We start from the raw sequence: 14,232 nt of genomic DNA on the forward strand, positions 1-14,232 counted from the left end.
GCCGGTCGGCTACCGCCGGCCGGCGGAGGGGTGTTCGCGTACCACCTGCCGGCCGCGGACGAACGCCAGCACGATGACCACGGCCAGCGCGATCAGCCCGATGACCACCAGCCAGCGGACCGCCTCCAGCAGCAGCCCGAGCAGGATGAGCGCACCGCCGACGATGCCGACGACCCAGAGCACGGCCCGCATGTTCCCTCCTCCGACGTCTGAGTTCGCGGCCCTGCCTTCCCGCTGCGCGACCGGCCATGCCGGCGGCCGGCCGTTCGCCGCCCGGGTCCTCGGGCCACCCACCACGGGCAGCGGCGCCGGGTTCAGCGCCGGGCGACGTAGACCGTGTTGGCCGACTCGCCGCCGGTCAGCGGGTTGGCGAACGGGACGACGTGGGCCTGCCAGGTCGCGAACACCTCGGCGAGCACGGCGCCGAAAGCCTCGTCCGGCGGGTCGTCCGACCAGAGCGCGAAGACCCCGTCCGGGTGCAGCAGCGCGGCGAGCCGGCGCAGGCCGTCCGGGGTGTAGAAGGCGGCGTGGCTCGGGTGCAGGACGTTGCGGGGGGAGTGGTCGACGTCCAGCAGCACCGCGTGGAAGCGGCGATCCGGGGCGTCCGGGTCGAGGCCCGCGCCGCCGGCGACGGAGGCGAAGAAGTCGGCGCGGACGAATCGGGTACGCGGGTCCACCGCCAGCCCGGCGGCGAACGGGAGCAGCTGCCGGCGGTGCCAGTCGATGACGTCCTCGATCGCCTCGACCACCACCACAGACCGGACCCGCGGGTCCTCCAGCGCGGTGCGCGCGGTGTAGCCGAGGCCGAGCCCACCAACCGCCACGTCGAGCGTGTCGCCGGTCAGCGGCGCCAGGCCCAGCCGGGCCAGCTCGATCTCCGCGACCGGGAAGAGGCTCGACATCAGGTACTCGTCGTCGAGTTTGACCTCGTACACGTCGACGTCGAGCGCCGGGTCGCGGCGGCGGCGCAGGCTGATCGCCCCGATCGGGGTCTCTCGCCAGGCCAGTTCCTCGAATCGCGTGCCCATCCGGCCCGCCTTCCTGCTGTCGCCGTCGTCCGGGGATGCTACCGGTGCGCCCGCCGGGCGCGGGTATCTCCGCCGGACGGCGCGCATCGCCGTCCCCGGCGGGGGTAACCGAGTGGATCACGGACGTCGACGGTGGAGGAGCACGTGGTGGCGGAGATGCTGGCCGGACGGTTGCACCTGACGGAGCGGGCACTGCGAATGGAGACCGTCCCGGTGCCCGAACCGGGACGCGGGCAGGTACGGATCAAGGTGGCCGCCGCCGGGGTCTGCCTCTCCGACGTGCACCTGATCGACGGCACGCTCACCCCGCTGTACCTGCCCGAGGACGTGGTGACCCTCGGCCACGAGGTGGCCGGCGTCGTCGACGTGCTCGGCGACGGGGCCGAGGGCTGGACGCCGGGGCAGCGGGTGCTGCTCCAGGCGGGGGAGCGGGACCGGCGCGGCACCGTCTTCACCCGGGGCGTCGACTACGACGGCGGCTGGGCCGAGTACGCCCTGGCACGGCAGGACACCCTGGTCCCCATCCCGGACGACCTCTCCTTCGAGCAGGCCTGCATCATCCCCGACGCGGTCTCCACCCCGTGGGCGGCGGTCACCGACACCGGTCGTACCCGGCCGGGGGAGGCGGTGGGCGTCTGGGGTGTCGGCGGGCTCGGCGCGCACGCCGTACAGCTGCTCCGGCTGGTCGGCGCCGCGCCGGTGATCGCCGTGGACCCGCTGCCCGCCGCCCGGGAGCGGGCCCTCACCCTCGGCGCGGACGCCGCCCTGGACCCCGCCGACCCCGGCTTCCGGGCCGCGGTCAAGGAGCTGACCGGCGGTCGCGGCCTCGACGTCGCGTTCGACTTCGCCGGGGTAACCCCGGTCCGCGAGCAGGCCCAGACCCTGCTGGGCCGGCGTGGCCGGCTGGTGCTCGCCGGCATCGCCAACAAGCCGGTCACCATCGCCTCGGACAGCCCGTTCAACTACCTGCAGCAGGCGGTGCTCGGGCACTACGGATCGGAGGCCGAGCACGTCGAGCAGCTGGTCCGGCTGGCCGGCGCCGGCCGGCTCGACCTGTCCGCCTCGGTCAGCGACGTGCTGCCGCTCGCCGACGCCGAGGAGGCGGTCCGCCGGGTGCAGTCCAAGGAGGGCAACCCGATCCGGCTCATCCTGCGTCCCTGACCGCGGTGTCCGCGGCCCGGTCGACCGTCACGCCGGCCGGGCCGCCACCACCAGCGTGTCCAGCGCGTCCACGGTCGACCCGTCCACGGCGACCGGCCGGCGGACCGTCTCCGCCCGGGCGATCCGCAGACCGTCCAGCCCGGCGGTCACCGCCTCCGGGGTCAGCAGGATCTCCGGGTCGCGGGGACCGCCGACGCCGTGGACCAGGTTGGCCCGGTCGTGCCCGACCACGACGAGCGTGCCGCCCGGGCGCAGCGCCGCCCGCGCCCCGGCCAGCGCCGTCGCCCGCGCGGCCGGCGGCAGGTGCAGGTAGGCGATCAGCACCAGGTCGTACCGGTCGGGCTCGGGGACGTCGGCGGTGACGTCGGCGACCCGCCAGCGCACCGGTACGCCCCGGCCGGCGGCCAGCTCCCGGCCCCGGGCCACGGCCACCGGGGAGAAGTCGACGGCGGTGACCCGCCAGCCCCGCTCGGCCAGCCAGACCGCGTTGCGGCCCTCCCCGGCGGCGAGGTCCAGCGCGTCGCCCGGAGGCAGGTCGGCGACCGTCTCGACGACGAAGCGGTTCGGCACGGCCGTCCAGACCAGCTCCGTCGAGGCGGCGTACCGGGCGTCCCACTCGTTGCTGTCCATCGTCCGGTTATACGCGACGGGTGGGACCGGACCGCGGGGAACCCGGATGCCACCGGGACGGTGACGACGCAGGGTCTCCGGGACATCGACGGAACGCATATCCTGTGGCCGACGAATCGCCGGAAGGGACGCCATGCCGTCGCGGCAGGATCAGCTCCACTCGTACCAGTTCACCGTGCAGCGGGCGGTCGCCGCGCTGGTGATGCGGGAGACGGACCCGGCGCAGTCGCCGTTCCGCCGGCTGGCCGGCGCGGGCCTGGCCAGCGTCCTGGTGGCGGTGATCGGGCTCGGCGGGTTCGCCCTGTACGGCCTCTTCGCCGGCGGCGGTACCAAGTGGCGGGACACCGGCGCGGTGATCGTCGAGAAGGAGTCCGGCGCCCGCTTCGTCTACCGCGACGGCCGGCTGCACCCGGTGCTCAACTACGCCTCCGCGCTGCTGATCATCGGGGCGGAGCGGGCCAGCACGGTGCTGGTGTCCCGCCGGTCCATCGAGGGCGTGCCGCGCGGCCGCCCGCTCGGCATCGCCGACGCGCCGGATTCGCTGCCCGCGCCGGGGCGGCTCTCGACGGCCCCGTGGACGGTCTGCTCCCTCACTCCGGCCGGGGTCGACCGGGCCGCCCCCCGGTCGGCGCTGCTGATCGGCCGGGGGGCCACCGGCGGGCGGGCCCTCGGCGAGGAGGGCCTGCTGGTCCGGCCTCCGGACGGCAGCCTGCACCTGGTCTGGCACCAGCGGCGCTACCTGCTGCGGGACACCAACCGGGTGCTGGCGGCGCTGGCCGCCACCCGGGAACGGGCCGTACCGGTGGCGCCGGCGCTGCTCAACGCCCTGCCGGCGGGCGCGGACCTGGCGCCGCCCGCCCTGACGGACCTTGGCGAGCGGTCCGACCGCGTCTCCGGCGCCGCGGTCGGCGACGTCTACCTGGTCCGCAACTCCGGCGGCGGCCGGCAGTACGCCGTCGCGGCGCGGAACGGGCTGGCCGGGATCACCGAGCTCCAGGCGGCGTTGCTGATGGCCCGCACCGGCCAGGGGGAGCCGGAGCCGGTCACCCTCGGCCGCTTCGCCGAGCTGCCGAAACTGCCCGATCTCGTGCCCACCGGTCCGACCGCGCCGCCCTCCTCGCCGCCCCGGCTGACCGGGGTCGACGGGAGCGCGCTCTGCGGCCGGGTCGGCGGCGACGGGGAGGTCCGCGACGTCCGGCTCGGGGTCGCGGTGCCGGATCTGACCGCGGCCGCCCGGACCGGCGGGCAGGGCCGTGGGGTGCTCGCCGACCACGTACTGGTCGAGCCCGGCGGTGGCGCGGTGGTCGAGTCGGTGGCCGCGCCGGGTGCGACCGGTGGCGCCGTCTCCGTCGTCACCGACCTGGGCCGGCGGTACGTGCTGGCCGACCCCGAGGTGCTCGGCATGCTCGGCTTCCGGGGGGTGAAGCCGGTCCGGCTGCCCGCCGGGCTGGTCGCCCTGGTGCCCGCCGGCAGCACCCTGGACCCGGCCGCGGCCCGGGCGGTCGCCGCCCCGGCCTGAGCCGTCGGGGCGGGCCGTCCGGAACCGGCCACGGCCGGGTCGGCGGGACGTGTCCGTCGGCCGGGGTGCCAGGGTCGGCGGTCAGTCGGCGGGCCGGCGGAGCAGGCTGACCGCGAAGTCCGCGTCGTCGTGCCAGGGCCGCAGGTCCCAGGTGGCGAAGCGCTGCTCCCGGCGCAACCCCGCCCCGGCGACGTCGGCGTCGAAGTGGTCCAGCCGGTAGCCCCGGTCCAGGCCGAAGCCGACCAGCACCACACCGTCGGGCTTCACGTGCGCCCCGATCCGGGCCAGCACGTCGCGTTCGGTGCCGGGGGCGACGAAGGCCATCACGTTGCCGGCGACCACGGCGGCGTCGAAGGGCTCCGGCTCGCCGGCCGCGGCCAGGTCCAGCTCGGCGAGGTCGCCGACGAGCCAGCGCGGGCCGGGGTGATCGGCGCGGGCCGCCTCGATCAGCGCGGGGTCGGCGTCCACCCCGACCACCCGGTGGCCCCGGGCGGCGAGCGCGGCGCCGACCCGGCCGGTGCCGCAGCCCGCGTCGAGGATCCGGGACCCGGGCGGCACCACCGCGTCGACCAGCCGGGCCTCGCCGGCGAGGTCCACGCCTTCGGCGGCGAGCTTGCGGAAGCGGTCGATGTACCACTGCGAATGCCCGGGACCGGTCTCGGTCGCCCAGCGGGTCGGGTTGGTCATGTCGCCACGGTAACCGGCGACCCGGCGGGCGACCCGGCGGTCAGGGCACCCGGGCGACGGTGACGAACTCGTTGTACGTGAAGACCTTGCCGGCCGCCCGGGGGAACGGGAAGGAGTACTGCTTCGCCACGGTCAGCCCGAGGTCACGCACCGCCTGGGCCGCCTCGTCGAAGCCGACGAACCGGACGTGGCTCGCGTCGCTGGCGTACCCGCGCTCCTGCGGGGTGATGAGTACGACGGTGCCGCCGGAGCGGACGAACGGCAGGTACGAGGAGATCACCTCGAGCGCCTGCGGGCCGGGCAGGTGCTCCAGCAGGTGCGCGGCGAGCAGCGCGTCGAAGGCGCCCGGCCGGGCGTGCGGGGTCTGGAAGAACTCCTCGACCGTGTACGCCTCATACCCGAGGGACCGGGCGTGCGCGATCGAGGTGGGGTTGTGGTCGACGCCGACCGCACCCTCGCCGAGGTTGCCCAGGTTGCGGCCGAGCCCGCAGCCGACGTCGAGGGTGCGGCCCAGTTCGAGCCGGCGCAGGTTCCACCGGTACGGCGCCTGCACGTCGAGCGCCTGCTTCCAGCGCGCGCCACCGAGACGCTGGAGGCGCTCGGTGTAGTCCTCGCCCTCGGTGCCCGTCGGGGCTTCCCGCCCTGCTCGATCCATTCGCCCGGCTCCCCTGCCTGCCACTGTGCGGACGGCCGACGCCGGTCGGCCGCCGGCGTCGTACGCGGCGCCGGCCCTCCCGTACGGCCGGCACCGATGGTACGGATCACACGGGCGTCCGTCAGCAGCCGGACGGGGTTCTCATCGGATGTGTCCGGCCGCTGGCGGAGGGTGACGACGGTTCGCCACCCTCCGCCGGCGCCGCTGTCAGCCCTTCTCCGCGCCCGCGGTGAGGCCCTCGGTGAGCAGCCGCTCGCTGGCGAAGAAGAGGATCACGATCGGCAGGGTGAGGATCACCGAGCCGGCCATCAGCACCGTCTTGGGTACCTCGACCCCGTCGGAGAGCAGGGACAGGCCGAGCGAGACCGTCCACCGGTTCGGCTTGTCCACCAGGAAGAGCAGCGCGAAGAGGAACTCGTTCCAGGCGATCATGAAGTCGTAGAGGGCGACCGCCATGATCGACGGGGCGGCGAGGGGGAGGCTGACCCGCCGGATGATGCCGAGCCGGCCGGCGCCGTCGATGGCGGCGGACTCCTCCAGGCTGATCGGGATGGTCTCGAAGTAGTTCTTGAGCATGTAGACCGAGACCGGCAGGGTCTGCGAGATGTAGACCAGCACCAGCCCGAAGAGCGACCCGCGCAGCCCGGCCCGGGTGAAGACCACGAAGAGCGGAATGGCGATGACGATGGACGGGAACAGGTAGACCGCCAGGAACAGGAAGTTGACCTGGCGGCGGCCGAAGAAGCGCAGCCGGGACACCGCGTACGCCCCGGGGATGGCGACCACCAGGGTGAGCAGCGTCGCGGCGACCGCGACGATGCCGCTGTTGCGGATGAAGGTGAGGAAACCCTGGCCGCCGTCCTCGGCGGCCTTGAGCACCTCGGTGTACGTGGCCACGGTGAGCTCGCCGAACGGCACCCAGATCACGCCGGGGTCGAGCAGCAGCCGCTCGATCGGGCGCACCGAGAGCACCAGCATGTACCAGAACGGCAGCAGGGTGATCAGCAGGAACGCGGCGATCACCAGCCGGCGCAGCCAGCGCAGCGAGACGGTCTCGAACTGGTCGCGGTCCATCACGCCTCCTTCCGGGCGGTGAAGAAGCGTAGGTAGATCGCGACGAACACGATCAGCACGACGGCCAGCACGACCGCCTGCGCCGCCGCCGCGCCGATGTCGGTCCGGGCGGTGAGGAACTGGTAGACCCGGACGCTGACCACCTCGGTACCGGCGGAGCCGCCGGTGAGCAGGTAGACGTCGTCGAACTTGTTGAAGGTCATGATGAACCGCAGCACGGAGAGCAGCGCGATCACCGGCAGCAGCTGCGGCAGCAGGATGTGCCGGAACCGCTGGGTCGGGGTGGCGCCGTCGACCCGGGCGGCCTCCTCCAGCTCACCCGGCACGGCTTGGAGCCGGGCGAGCAGGAACAGGAACGCGAACGGGAAGTAGCGCCACGCCTCGAACGCGATCACCGTCCAGAGCGCCGTCGAGTCCTGGGACAGGAACGGGATCGGCGAGTCCCAGCCGAGGAACCGCCGCCCCCAGTCGTTGACGATGCCGAGCTGCGGGTCGAGCATCACCTGCCAGACGAAGGCGACGGCGACCACCGGCGCCACGTACGGCAGCAGCATCGACGCGCGGACCAGGGTGCGACCCCGGAACGGGCGGCGGACCACCAGCGCCGCGACCAGGCCGAGCAGGATCGAGCCGAAGGTGCCGCCGACGCTGTAGACCAGCGTGGTCCAGAGGGTGTCGGCGAACCCGGGGGTGTGCAGCACCCGGTCGAAGTTGCTCAGCGTCAGCTCGCCGAAGAGGCCGGTCTTGCGCAGGGTGGCCAGGCGTACCCGTTGGAAGGCCAGCACCACCGTCCAGACGATCGGGATGCCGATCACCGCGATGACCACGAGCAGGGTCGGGGCGACCAGGGCGAGGCCGGCCCGGGACTCGCGTCGGCGCAGGGTGAGCGGGCGTCGGCGGCCGGGGCGCGGCCGCTCCCGTGCGGGGGAGCGGCCGGTCTCCGGCGGGGCGGTGGTCAATTGACGCCTGCCTTGATCGCCTCCACGTCCTTCTTCGCCCGGGCGGCGGCCGCGCCGGCGTCGGACTTGCCGCCGACCACGTCGGCGAGGGCCTTCGGCACGGGCAGCTCACCGAGGATCGCCCCGACCAGCTTGCCCTGGCCCTGCGGCAGGCCCCAGCGCTGGAAGGTGTCCGGGCTGCGGCGCAGGGTGGCCAGCACGTCGGCGCCGTAGACCTCGGAGAGCGGCTTCTTCGCGTCCACCCCGGCCTGGCTGGTGTTCCAGGCGGTGAGGAACTTCTCCTTGTCCTCCGCGGTGCCCTTGCGGACCGGGAAGCGGCCCTCCGGGGACATGCCGAACCAGCGCGGGTAGCCGTCGGAGAGCATGTACTCCACGAAGGACTTCGCCGGGCCGGTGGCGGCGCCGTCGAGCACCGCCCACGAGCTGATCTCGCCGTACTGGGCCGGCTCGGCGCCGTTGGGTCCCTTGATCGCGGTGACGAAGCCGCTGTTCTTGGCGAGGAAGGTCGGGTCCTTCGCGCACTGCGGGCAGGTCGGCTTGGCGTCGTTACGCAGCCCGGCCAGCTCGTCGAGGATGAACGGGGACCAGATCACCATGGCGGCCTTGCCGGCGAAGTAGGCGGCCCGGGTGGTGTCGACGTCCTGGGCGCCCCGGACCGAGTGGTTGCGCATCAGATCGCCGTAGAACCGGAACGCCTCGACGCACTCCGGCGAGTCGAGCTTGACCGCCCCGGAGTCGTCGGTGAGCTGGCAGTTGTTGGCCAGCGCCAGGTGCTCGAAGGTCTGCTGGGTGAAGACGTCGCCGGGGGCGGTGGCCGCGGTGATGCCGGCGACGCCGCGGGTGTTCAGCTTCGTGGCCGCGGCGGTGATCTTCTCGTACGTGTCGGGGGCGGGCAGCCCGGCGGTGTCGAACAGGTCCTTGCGGTAGACCAGCAGCTGCCCCCAGCCGTCGCTGGGTACGGAGAGCTGCTTGTCGTCGTCGGAGGTCAGCTCCAGGGCGCGGGGGGAGAAGGTGTCCCGCCCCAGCGAGTCGACGATCTCGGAGTTGGCGTCGGGGTGGAGCAGTTCGTTGCCGGCGAGGGTCTGGATGCCGGCCAGGGAGACCGAGCCGACCACGTCGGGCAGTTCGCCGGCGGCGGCGCTGGAGGCGATGAGGGACGGGAACTGGTCCTCGTTGACGGTGACCAGATTGACCTTGACGCCGGTCTTGGCGGTGTAGTCCGCGATGATCGCCTTGGTGGCGGTCACCCGGTCGGCGACGTCCTCCAGGCTCCAGACCGTGATCTGCGAACTGTCACTTTCCGACTCGTTGTCGCTGCAGGCCAGCATTCCCACCCCGGCAAATGTCATGATCAGGGTGGAGGCGACGATCCGCATCGAGGGTGATGGCATCGGTGGCACTCCTCTCGAAGGGTACACAATGGATTCAACGCCCGCGATTGATCAATAACAAGACATATGACGATTTTTTGTTAAGATTGAACCCGGTACTTTCCGGGAGTGACGCCATGAGCAATTGGGTTGTCTCTCTGGCCGGCCCGCGGCGCGTCAGCCTCGAGCCCTGCGCCTCCGATCCGCTCGGGCCGGGGCAGGTGCGGGTCCGCACCTGCTTCTCCGGCATCTCCGCCGGTACCGAGCTGACCCTGTTCCGGGGCAGCAATCCCCGGCTGAGCAAGGACTGGGACGACGTCAGCCGGATGTTCGTCCCCCGCCAGGCCCCGGTGCCGTACCCGCTGGTCGGGTTCGGCTACGAGGAGGTCGGCGAGGTCGTCGAGGCCGCCCCGGACGTCACCGACCGACATCCCGGCCAGCTCGTCTGGGGCATCTGGGGGCACCGCGCGGAGGCCGTCGTACCGGCCGCCGCGGTCAGCCCCCTCGCCCCCGGGCTCGACCCGCTCGCCGCCGTCTTCGCCCGGCCCGGCGCCATCGCGCTCACCGCCGTCCTCTCCGGAGACCTGCACCTCGGCGACTGGGTCGGCGTCTTCGGGCAGGGCGTGATCGGGCTGCTCGCCACCCGGCTCGCGGCGCTCTCCGGGGCCCGGGTGGTCGCGGTGGACCGGGTGCCGGCCCGGCTGGCGATGGCCGCCCGGTTCGGCGCCCGGCGCACCGTCGACGCCGGCGTCGAGTCGGCCGCTGCCGTGCTGCACGGGCTCACCGAGGGCCGCGGCGCGGACATCTGCCTGGAGCTGTCCGGGGCGTACCCGGCCCTGCACGAGGCGATCCGGGCCACCACCCACGCCGGCCGCGTCGTGGCCGCCGGCTTCTACCAGGGCCAGGCCGACGGCCTCGGCCTCGGTGAGGAGTTCCACCACAACCGGATCCAACTGGTGGCGGCCCAGGTCTCCGGCCCCGCCCCGGCACCCGGCCTGGCCGGCCGGTGGACCGGTGCCCGCATCGCCCACACCTTCATGGACCTGGTGGCCGAGGGCAGCGTCGACCCGCTGCCGCTGGTGAGCCACGTCGTGGACGCCCGCGCGGTGGCCGACGCGCTGGCGCTGCTCGACCGCGGTGCCGATGACGTCCTCCAAGTCGTACTGAGGTTCTGACCATGGCCGTTCCGCTCGCCTGCCAGGAGCAGCTGCTCCCGGGCGCCACCCTGTCCCAGAAGTTCGCCCTCGCCACCGCCCTCGGCTACGACGGCATCGAGCTGCGCGGCCGGGGCGAACTCGCCCTCGCCCGCCGCCTGCCCGAGCTGCGCCGGGCCCGCGCCGAGGGGGTGGTCATGCCGACGGTCTGCGTCGAGATGGACCACTTCATCGGCGACTTCGACCCGGCCCGCTCCCGGGACGCGGTGGCCAACCTGCGCTCCCAGCTGTCGGTGATCGCCGAGCTCGGCGGGATCGGCGCGATGACCCCGGCCGCCTGGGGCATGTTCTCCCGCCGGCTGCCGCCCTTCGAACCGCCCCGGTCGCCGGCCGGCGACCGGCAGGTGCTCGTCGACGCCCTCGGCGTCCTCGGCGAGCACGCCCGCACCGAGGGGGTCACCCTCTACCTCGAACCGCTCAACCGGTACGAGGACCACATGGTCAACCGGCTCGACGAGGCGGTGGCGCTCTGCGCTGCCGTGGGCCTGCCCTCGGTACGGGTGGTCGCCGACACCTTCCACATGAACATCGAGGAGGACGACGTGCACGCGGCGCTGCGGTACGCCGCGCCGTACCTCGGGCACGTGCAGGTCAGCGACTCCAACCGGTACCAGCCGGGGGCCGGGCACCTGGACTGGCCGGCGCTGCTGCGCACCCTGGCCGAGATCCGCTACCCCGGCTGGCTGGCCCTGGAGTGCCGGCTGCGCGGCGACCCGGTCCGGGCCCTCCAACAGGCGGCCACCGTGCTGCGGCACGCCCAGCCGCGGCAGGCCGCCGCGTGAGCGCCGGCACACCCGCCGGCCGGAGCAGCGCGACCGACCCCGCCACGGCGGACGGCGCGCCCGGCGCCGGCCCCAGCGGCCCGACCCGTGGAGAGCGGGCCACCGCGTTGCGCCGGCTCGCCCTCTCCACTCTGGACGGCAACTGGGAGCACGACCACACCGTCCCGTCCCGCACCCTCTACCCGCACCAGTGGAGCTGGGACTCGGCGTTCATCGCGATCGGACTGGCCCACGTCCGGCCCGACCGCGCCTGGCGGGAGCTGCGGACCCTCTTCGCCGCCCAGTGGGCCGACGGTCGGGTGCCGCACATCGTGTTCAACCCGGCGCTGCGGGTCGGGTCGTACTTCCCCGGGCCGGAGTTCTGGGACTCCGCGGTCGCGGCCGGCGCCCCGGCCGCCGCGACCTCCGGCATCGTCCAGCCGCCGGTGCACGCCCTGGCCGCCTGGCTGGTGCACCGCCGCGCCCCCTCCGAGGCGTCGGTACGCCACCTGCGTGCGCTCTATCCCCGACTGGTCGCCGCCCAGCGCTACCTGACCGGACGGCGGGACGTCGGCGGCGGCGGGCTGGCCGCCATCGTGCACCCGTGGGAGTCCGGGCTGGACAACAGCCCGGCCTGGGACGCCCCGATGGCCGCGGTGCCCGCCGACGCCGAGGTGATGCGGGCGTACCGGCGGCACGACACCGCGCACGCCGACGCCGCCCACCGCCCCACGGACCTGGACTACGCGCGGTACGTCGCGATGGTCGCCGCCTACCGGGGCCGGGCGTACCGCGACGACGACCTCGCCGGAGGGCACCCCTTCCTGGTGGAGTGCCCGCTGGTCAACGCGGCGCTGGGCGCGGCCGAGCACGCCCTGGCCCGGATCGCCACGGTGGTCGGCGCGGACCCGGGACCGCACCGGGACCGGGCCGCCCGGATCACCCAGGCGGTGACCGACCGGCTGTACGACCCGGTCACCGGCACCTTCCACCCGCGCGACCTGCGCACCGACCGGCTGATCCCGGCCCGGACGGTGCTCGGGCTGATGCCGCTGATCCTGCCCGACCTGCCGGCCCGGCAGGCCGCGGCGGTGGTGGCCGAGGCCGCCTCGGCGCGGTTCGGGGTGGCCCCCCGGATGGCGCGTCCGCTGCCCAGCCACGACCGGACCGCGCCGGACTTCGAGCCGCTGCGCTACTGGCGCGGGCCGAGCTGGCTGAACACCAGCTGGTTGCTCTGGCGGGGACTGCGCACCCACGGCCGGCCCGACCTGGCGGCCGGGCTGCGGGAGTCCATGCTGGAGCTGGTCGCCACCGGGGGCTGCCACGAGTACTTCCACCCGGACACCGGCGCGGGGCTGGGGTCTCCGGCGTTCAGCTGGACGGCGGCGCTGCTGCTCGACGCGCTCGCCGAGGGCTGAACCGTCGGGGTTTGCCGGGCCACGCCGACCGGGAAGAGAGGTGCATGGGCTTCTTTCGCCGGCGGCGTCCGCCCGCCCCCCTCTACGCGGCGATGGGCGTGGTCGTCGTCGTCGGTTTCGCGATCGCCACCTGGCGGGTGTGGAGCAACGACAACGCGCTGCGCGACCGGGGCCGCGAGGCCCCGGCGCGGGTGGTGGAGATGAACCGCAGCGCTGCGACGGTCGAGTTCACCACCGACGACGGGCGCCGGGTGCGTGCCAGGATCGGTCAGGGCGATGCGGCGCCCGGGCCGCGCGCCGTCGTCGGCGACGCGGTGACCATCGTGTACGACCCGCGCCGGCCCACCGACGACGTACGGGACGCGCGTGCCCCGGAGAACCGCCGCTCGGCGTACATGTTGCTCGGTACCACCATCTTCGGGCTGATCGGGGTGCCGCTCGCCACCTGGGGCATCGTCCGCGCCGACCGGCGGGAACGCGCGGCCCGGTGACGGGCCGCGCGTCGCGGGGCGGATCCGCGGGTCAGCCGATCCCGGCCGGAGTGGCGCCGCCGGCGCGCAGCGCGGCCAGCGGGGCATCGTCGATCGCGTAGCCGAGCGCGTCGACCACCTCGACCACGCCGCTGACCTGCATGGTCAGCCGCAGGGCCAGGTGCACGGTCGACCAGCGGTCGAGCTGGCCGGTGAGGGTCACCACGCCGCCGTGCACGGTCACGTCGACGACGCCGTCGGGGACGCCCAGCACCCGGTGCAGCACGTCACCGACCACGTCCCGGCGGATGTCGGCGTCCGGGCGCAGGTGCACCTTCAGCAGGTCGCCCCGCGTCACGATGCCCACCAGCCGGCCCAGGTCGTCGGTCACCGGCAGCCGCTTGACCTGCCGCTTATCCATGATCCGGGCGGCCTCCACCAGGGAGACGTCGGGGGAGACGGTCACCGCGGGGGCGGTCATCAGGTCGGCGGCCAGGGTGGCGCCGGCCTTGATCCGGGCCTCCCGGTGCCGGCGGCTGGGAAAGATCCGCCGCTCGTGCGGCTGGCCCAGCAGCTCCACCTTGTGCAGCAGGTCCGCCTCGGAGACCACCCCGAGCACCCGCCGGGCCCCGTCCACCACCGGCACCGCGGTGACGTGCCGGCCGGTCAGCACGTCCACGATCTCCCGGTACGCGGTGCCCTCCCGTACCGTCGCGACGTCCGTCGTCATCACGTCCTGCACCTGCCACGTCCGCATGGCGACCTCCTCGTTCCCGCCTCCGACGCTAGGCGGCGGGGCGGGTGCGGAGCAGGGGCGCAGGGACCGTACCGGCCGGGCCGGAAGTCCCGGGTCAGGCCGGGCGGAGCTCGGCGAGCAGCTGCTCGACCCGGGTGCGGATCTCGTCGCGGATGGGGCGGACGGCCTCGACGCCCTTGCCGGCCGGGTCGTCGAGCTTCCAGTCCTCGTAGCGCTTGCCGGGGAAGACCGGGCAGGCGTCGCCGCAGCCCATGGTGACGATGACGTCGGAGGACTCGGCCGTGGCGTACTCGAGGAGCTTGGGGGTCTGGTCGGTGATGTCGATGCCGACCTCGCGCATGGCCTCGACGGCGGCGGGGTTGACGGTGTCGGCGGGGGCGGAGCCGGCGGAGCGGACCTCGACGGCGTCGCCGGCGAGGTGGCGCAGCCAGCCGGCGGCCATCTGGGAGCGGCCGGCGTTGTGCACGCAGACGAACAGGACGCTGGGCTTGTCGCTCATGGGATGCCTCTCGGGGTACGGGATCGCAGG

At 74.2% G+C, this 14,232-nt stretch carries 16 protein-coding genes; 6 read left to right on the plus strand and 10 right to left on the minus strand.

Annotated elements, in window-relative coordinates:
- Window positions 1–9: 9 nt before the first annotated feature.
- On the minus strand, window positions 10–192 hold the full coding sequence (locus tag V6U81_RS16660; RefSeq protein ID WP_334490381.1) for a hypothetical protein: 183 nt from the start codon (window positions 190–192) through the stop codon (window positions 10–12).
- A gap of 122 nt (window positions 193–314) precedes the next feature.
- A complete protein-coding gene (locus V6U81_RS16665; RefSeq protein ID WP_334490382.1) occupies window positions 315–1,028 on the minus strand; it encodes a polyamine aminopropyltransferase in 714 nt (237 codons plus the stop codon).
- Between the two features lie 132 nt (window positions 1,029–1,160).
- On the opposite strand from V6U81_RS16665, the gene V6U81_RS16670 reads away from it, so the two are divergent.
- Window positions 1,161–2,189, plus strand: a complete 1,029-nt coding sequence (locus tag V6U81_RS16670) for a zinc-binding dehydrogenase (RefSeq protein WP_334490383.1) — start codon at window positions 1,161–1,163, stop codon at window positions 2,187–2,189.
- A gap of 27 nt (window positions 2,190–2,216) precedes the next feature.
- Here the strand turns inward: V6U81_RS16670 and V6U81_RS16675 are convergent, their stop codons facing one another.
- Window positions 2,217–2,819, minus strand: coding sequence for a class I SAM-dependent methyltransferase (locus V6U81_RS16675; RefSeq protein WP_334490384.1), 603 nt, complete (start codon window positions 2,817–2,819; stop codon window positions 2,217–2,219).
- 133 nt (window positions 2,820–2,952) lie between these two features.
- Between V6U81_RS16675 and eccB the strand changes: the two genes are divergently transcribed.
- The gene (gene eccB, locus V6U81_RS16680) at window positions 2,953–4,338 is read left to right on the plus strand and encodes a type VII secretion protein EccB (RefSeq protein WP_334490385.1); all 1,386 of its coding nucleotides are present in this window, start codon (window positions 2,953–2,955) and stop codon (window positions 4,336–4,338) included.
- An 81-nt stretch (window positions 4,339–4,419) separates the two neighbouring features.
- Here eccB and V6U81_RS16685 read toward each other — a convergent pair whose 3' ends face one another.
- From V6U81_RS16685 to V6U81_RS16705, 5 genes are all read right to left on the minus strand, one after another.
- Window positions 4,420–5,025, minus strand: coding sequence for a class I SAM-dependent methyltransferase (locus V6U81_RS16685; RefSeq protein WP_334490386.1), 606 nt, complete (start codon window positions 5,023–5,025; stop codon window positions 4,420–4,422).
- Window positions 5,026–5,065: 40 nt separating this feature from the next.
- Window positions 5,066–5,680: a methyltransferase domain-containing protein gene (locus tag V6U81_RS16690; protein WP_334490387.1), complete on the minus strand. Its 615-nt coding sequence runs from the start codon at window positions 5,678–5,680 to the stop codon at window positions 5,066–5,068.
- 207 nt (window positions 5,681–5,887) lie between these two features.
- On the minus strand, window positions 5,888–6,754 hold the full coding sequence (locus V6U81_RS16695) for a carbohydrate ABC transporter permease (RefSeq protein WP_334490388.1): 867 nt from the start codon (window positions 6,752–6,754) through the stop codon (window positions 5,888–5,890).
- Window positions 6,754–7,713 carry a carbohydrate ABC transporter permease gene (locus tag V6U81_RS16700; protein ID WP_334490389.1) on the minus strand — a complete coding sequence of 320 codons (960 nt, stop codon included), beginning with the start codon at window positions 7,711–7,713 and terminating at the stop codon, window positions 6,754–6,756. Before V6U81_RS16700 ends, V6U81_RS16695 begins: the two co-directional genes overlap by 1 nt.
- Entirely contained in the window at window positions 7,710–9,104 is a 1,395-nt protein-coding gene (locus tag V6U81_RS16705; RefSeq protein WP_334490390.1) for an ABC transporter substrate-binding protein, read from the minus strand. Before V6U81_RS16705 ends, V6U81_RS16700 begins: the two co-directional genes overlap by 4 nt.
- A gap of 116 nt (window positions 9,105–9,220) precedes the next feature.
- Here V6U81_RS16705 and V6U81_RS16710 point away from each other — a divergent pair, with 116 nt between their 5' ends.
- The 4 genes from V6U81_RS16710 (at window position 9,221) to V6U81_RS16725 (ending at window position 12,967) form a co-directional block, all read left to right on the plus strand.
- The gene (locus tag V6U81_RS16710; protein ID WP_334490391.1) at window positions 9,221–10,258 is read left to right on the plus strand and encodes a zinc-dependent alcohol dehydrogenase; all 1,038 of its coding nucleotides are present in this window, start codon (window positions 9,221–9,223) and stop codon (window positions 10,256–10,258) included.
- A 2-nt stretch (window positions 10,259–10,260) separates the two neighbouring features.
- Window positions 10,261–11,079: a sugar phosphate isomerase/epimerase family protein gene (locus tag V6U81_RS16715; protein WP_334490392.1), complete on the plus strand. Its 819-nt coding sequence runs from the start codon at window positions 10,261–10,263 to the stop codon at window positions 11,077–11,079.
- Window positions 11,080–11,186: 107 nt separating this feature from the next.
- Window positions 11,187–12,476, plus strand: coding sequence for an MGH1-like glycoside hydrolase domain-containing protein (locus tag V6U81_RS16720; RefSeq protein WP_334490461.1), 1,290 nt, complete (start codon window positions 11,187–11,189; stop codon window positions 12,474–12,476).
- 44 nt (window positions 12,477–12,520) lie between these two features.
- Complete coding sequence (locus V6U81_RS16725) at window positions 12,521–12,967, plus strand: DUF3592 domain-containing protein (RefSeq protein WP_334490393.1); 447 nt, start codon at window positions 12,521–12,523, stop codon at window positions 12,965–12,967.
- 31 nt (window positions 12,968–12,998) lie between these two features.
- Here V6U81_RS16725 and V6U81_RS16730 read toward each other — a convergent pair whose 3' ends face one another.
- Window positions 12,999–13,703 carry a CBS domain-containing protein gene (locus V6U81_RS16730; protein WP_334490395.1) on the minus strand — a complete coding sequence of 235 codons (705 nt, stop codon included), beginning with the start codon at window positions 13,701–13,703 and terminating at the stop codon, window positions 12,999–13,001.
- A gap of 94 nt (window positions 13,704–13,797) precedes the next feature.
- Window positions 13,798–14,202, minus strand: a complete 405-nt coding sequence (locus tag V6U81_RS16735; protein ID WP_334490396.1) for an arsenate reductase ArsC — start codon at window positions 14,200–14,202, stop codon at window positions 13,798–13,800.
- Between the last annotated feature and the right edge of the window lie 30 nt (window positions 14,203–14,232).

Origin of the sequence: Micromonospora lacuserhaii (genome assembly GCF_036902735.1) — a bacterium.
GTDB lineage: Bacteria > Actinomycetota > Actinomycetes > Mycobacteriales > Micromonosporaceae > Micromonospora.

Bases quoted from the DNA above. Each gene is read 5' to 3' on its own strand.
- V6U81_RS16660 (WP_334490381.1), bottom strand. From the start codon at position 192: ATGCGGGCCGTGCTCTGGGTCGTCGGCATCGTCGGCGGTGCGCTCATC.
- V6U81_RS16665 (WP_334490382.1), bottom strand. From the start codon at position 1,028: ATGGGCACGCGATTCGAGGAACTGGCCTGGCGAGAGACCCCGATCGGG.
- V6U81_RS16675 (WP_334490384.1), bottom strand. From the start codon at position 2,819: ATGGACAGCAACGAGTGGGACGCCCGGTACGCCGCCTCGACGGAGCTG.
- eccB (WP_334490385.1), top strand. From the start codon at position 2,953: ATGCCGTCGCGGCAGGATCAGCTCCACTCGTACCAGTTCACCGTGCAG.
- V6U81_RS16685 (WP_334490386.1), bottom strand. From the start codon at position 5,025: ATGACCAACCCGACCCGCTGGGCGACCGAGACCGGTCCCGGGCATTCG.
- V6U81_RS16690 (WP_334490387.1), bottom strand. From the start codon at position 5,680: ATGGATCGAGCAGGGCGGGAAGCCCCGACGGGCACCGAGGGCGAGGAC.
- V6U81_RS16695 (WP_334490388.1), bottom strand. From the start codon at position 6,754: ATGGACCGCGACCAGTTCGAGACCGTCTCGCTGCGCTGGCTGCGCCGG.
- V6U81_RS16705 (WP_334490390.1), bottom strand. From the start codon at position 9,104: ATGCCATCACCCTCGATGCGGATCGTCGCCTCCACCCTGATCATGACA.
- V6U81_RS16710 (WP_334490391.1), top strand. From the start codon at position 9,221: ATGAGCAATTGGGTTGTCTCTCTGGCCGGCCCGCGGCGCGTCAGCCTC.
- V6U81_RS16715 (WP_334490392.1), top strand. From the start codon at position 10,261: ATGGCCGTTCCGCTCGCCTGCCAGGAGCAGCTGCTCCCGGGCGCCACC.
- V6U81_RS16725 (WP_334490393.1), top strand. From the start codon at position 12,521: ATGGGCTTCTTTCGCCGGCGGCGTCCGCCCGCCCCCCTCTACGCGGCG.
- V6U81_RS16730 (WP_334490395.1), bottom strand. From the start codon at position 13,703: ATGCGGACGTGGCAGGTGCAGGACGTGATGACGACGGACGTCGCGACG.
- V6U81_RS16735 (WP_334490396.1), bottom strand. From the start codon at position 14,202: ATGAGCGACAAGCCCAGCGTCCTGTTCGTCTGCGTGCACAACGCCGGC.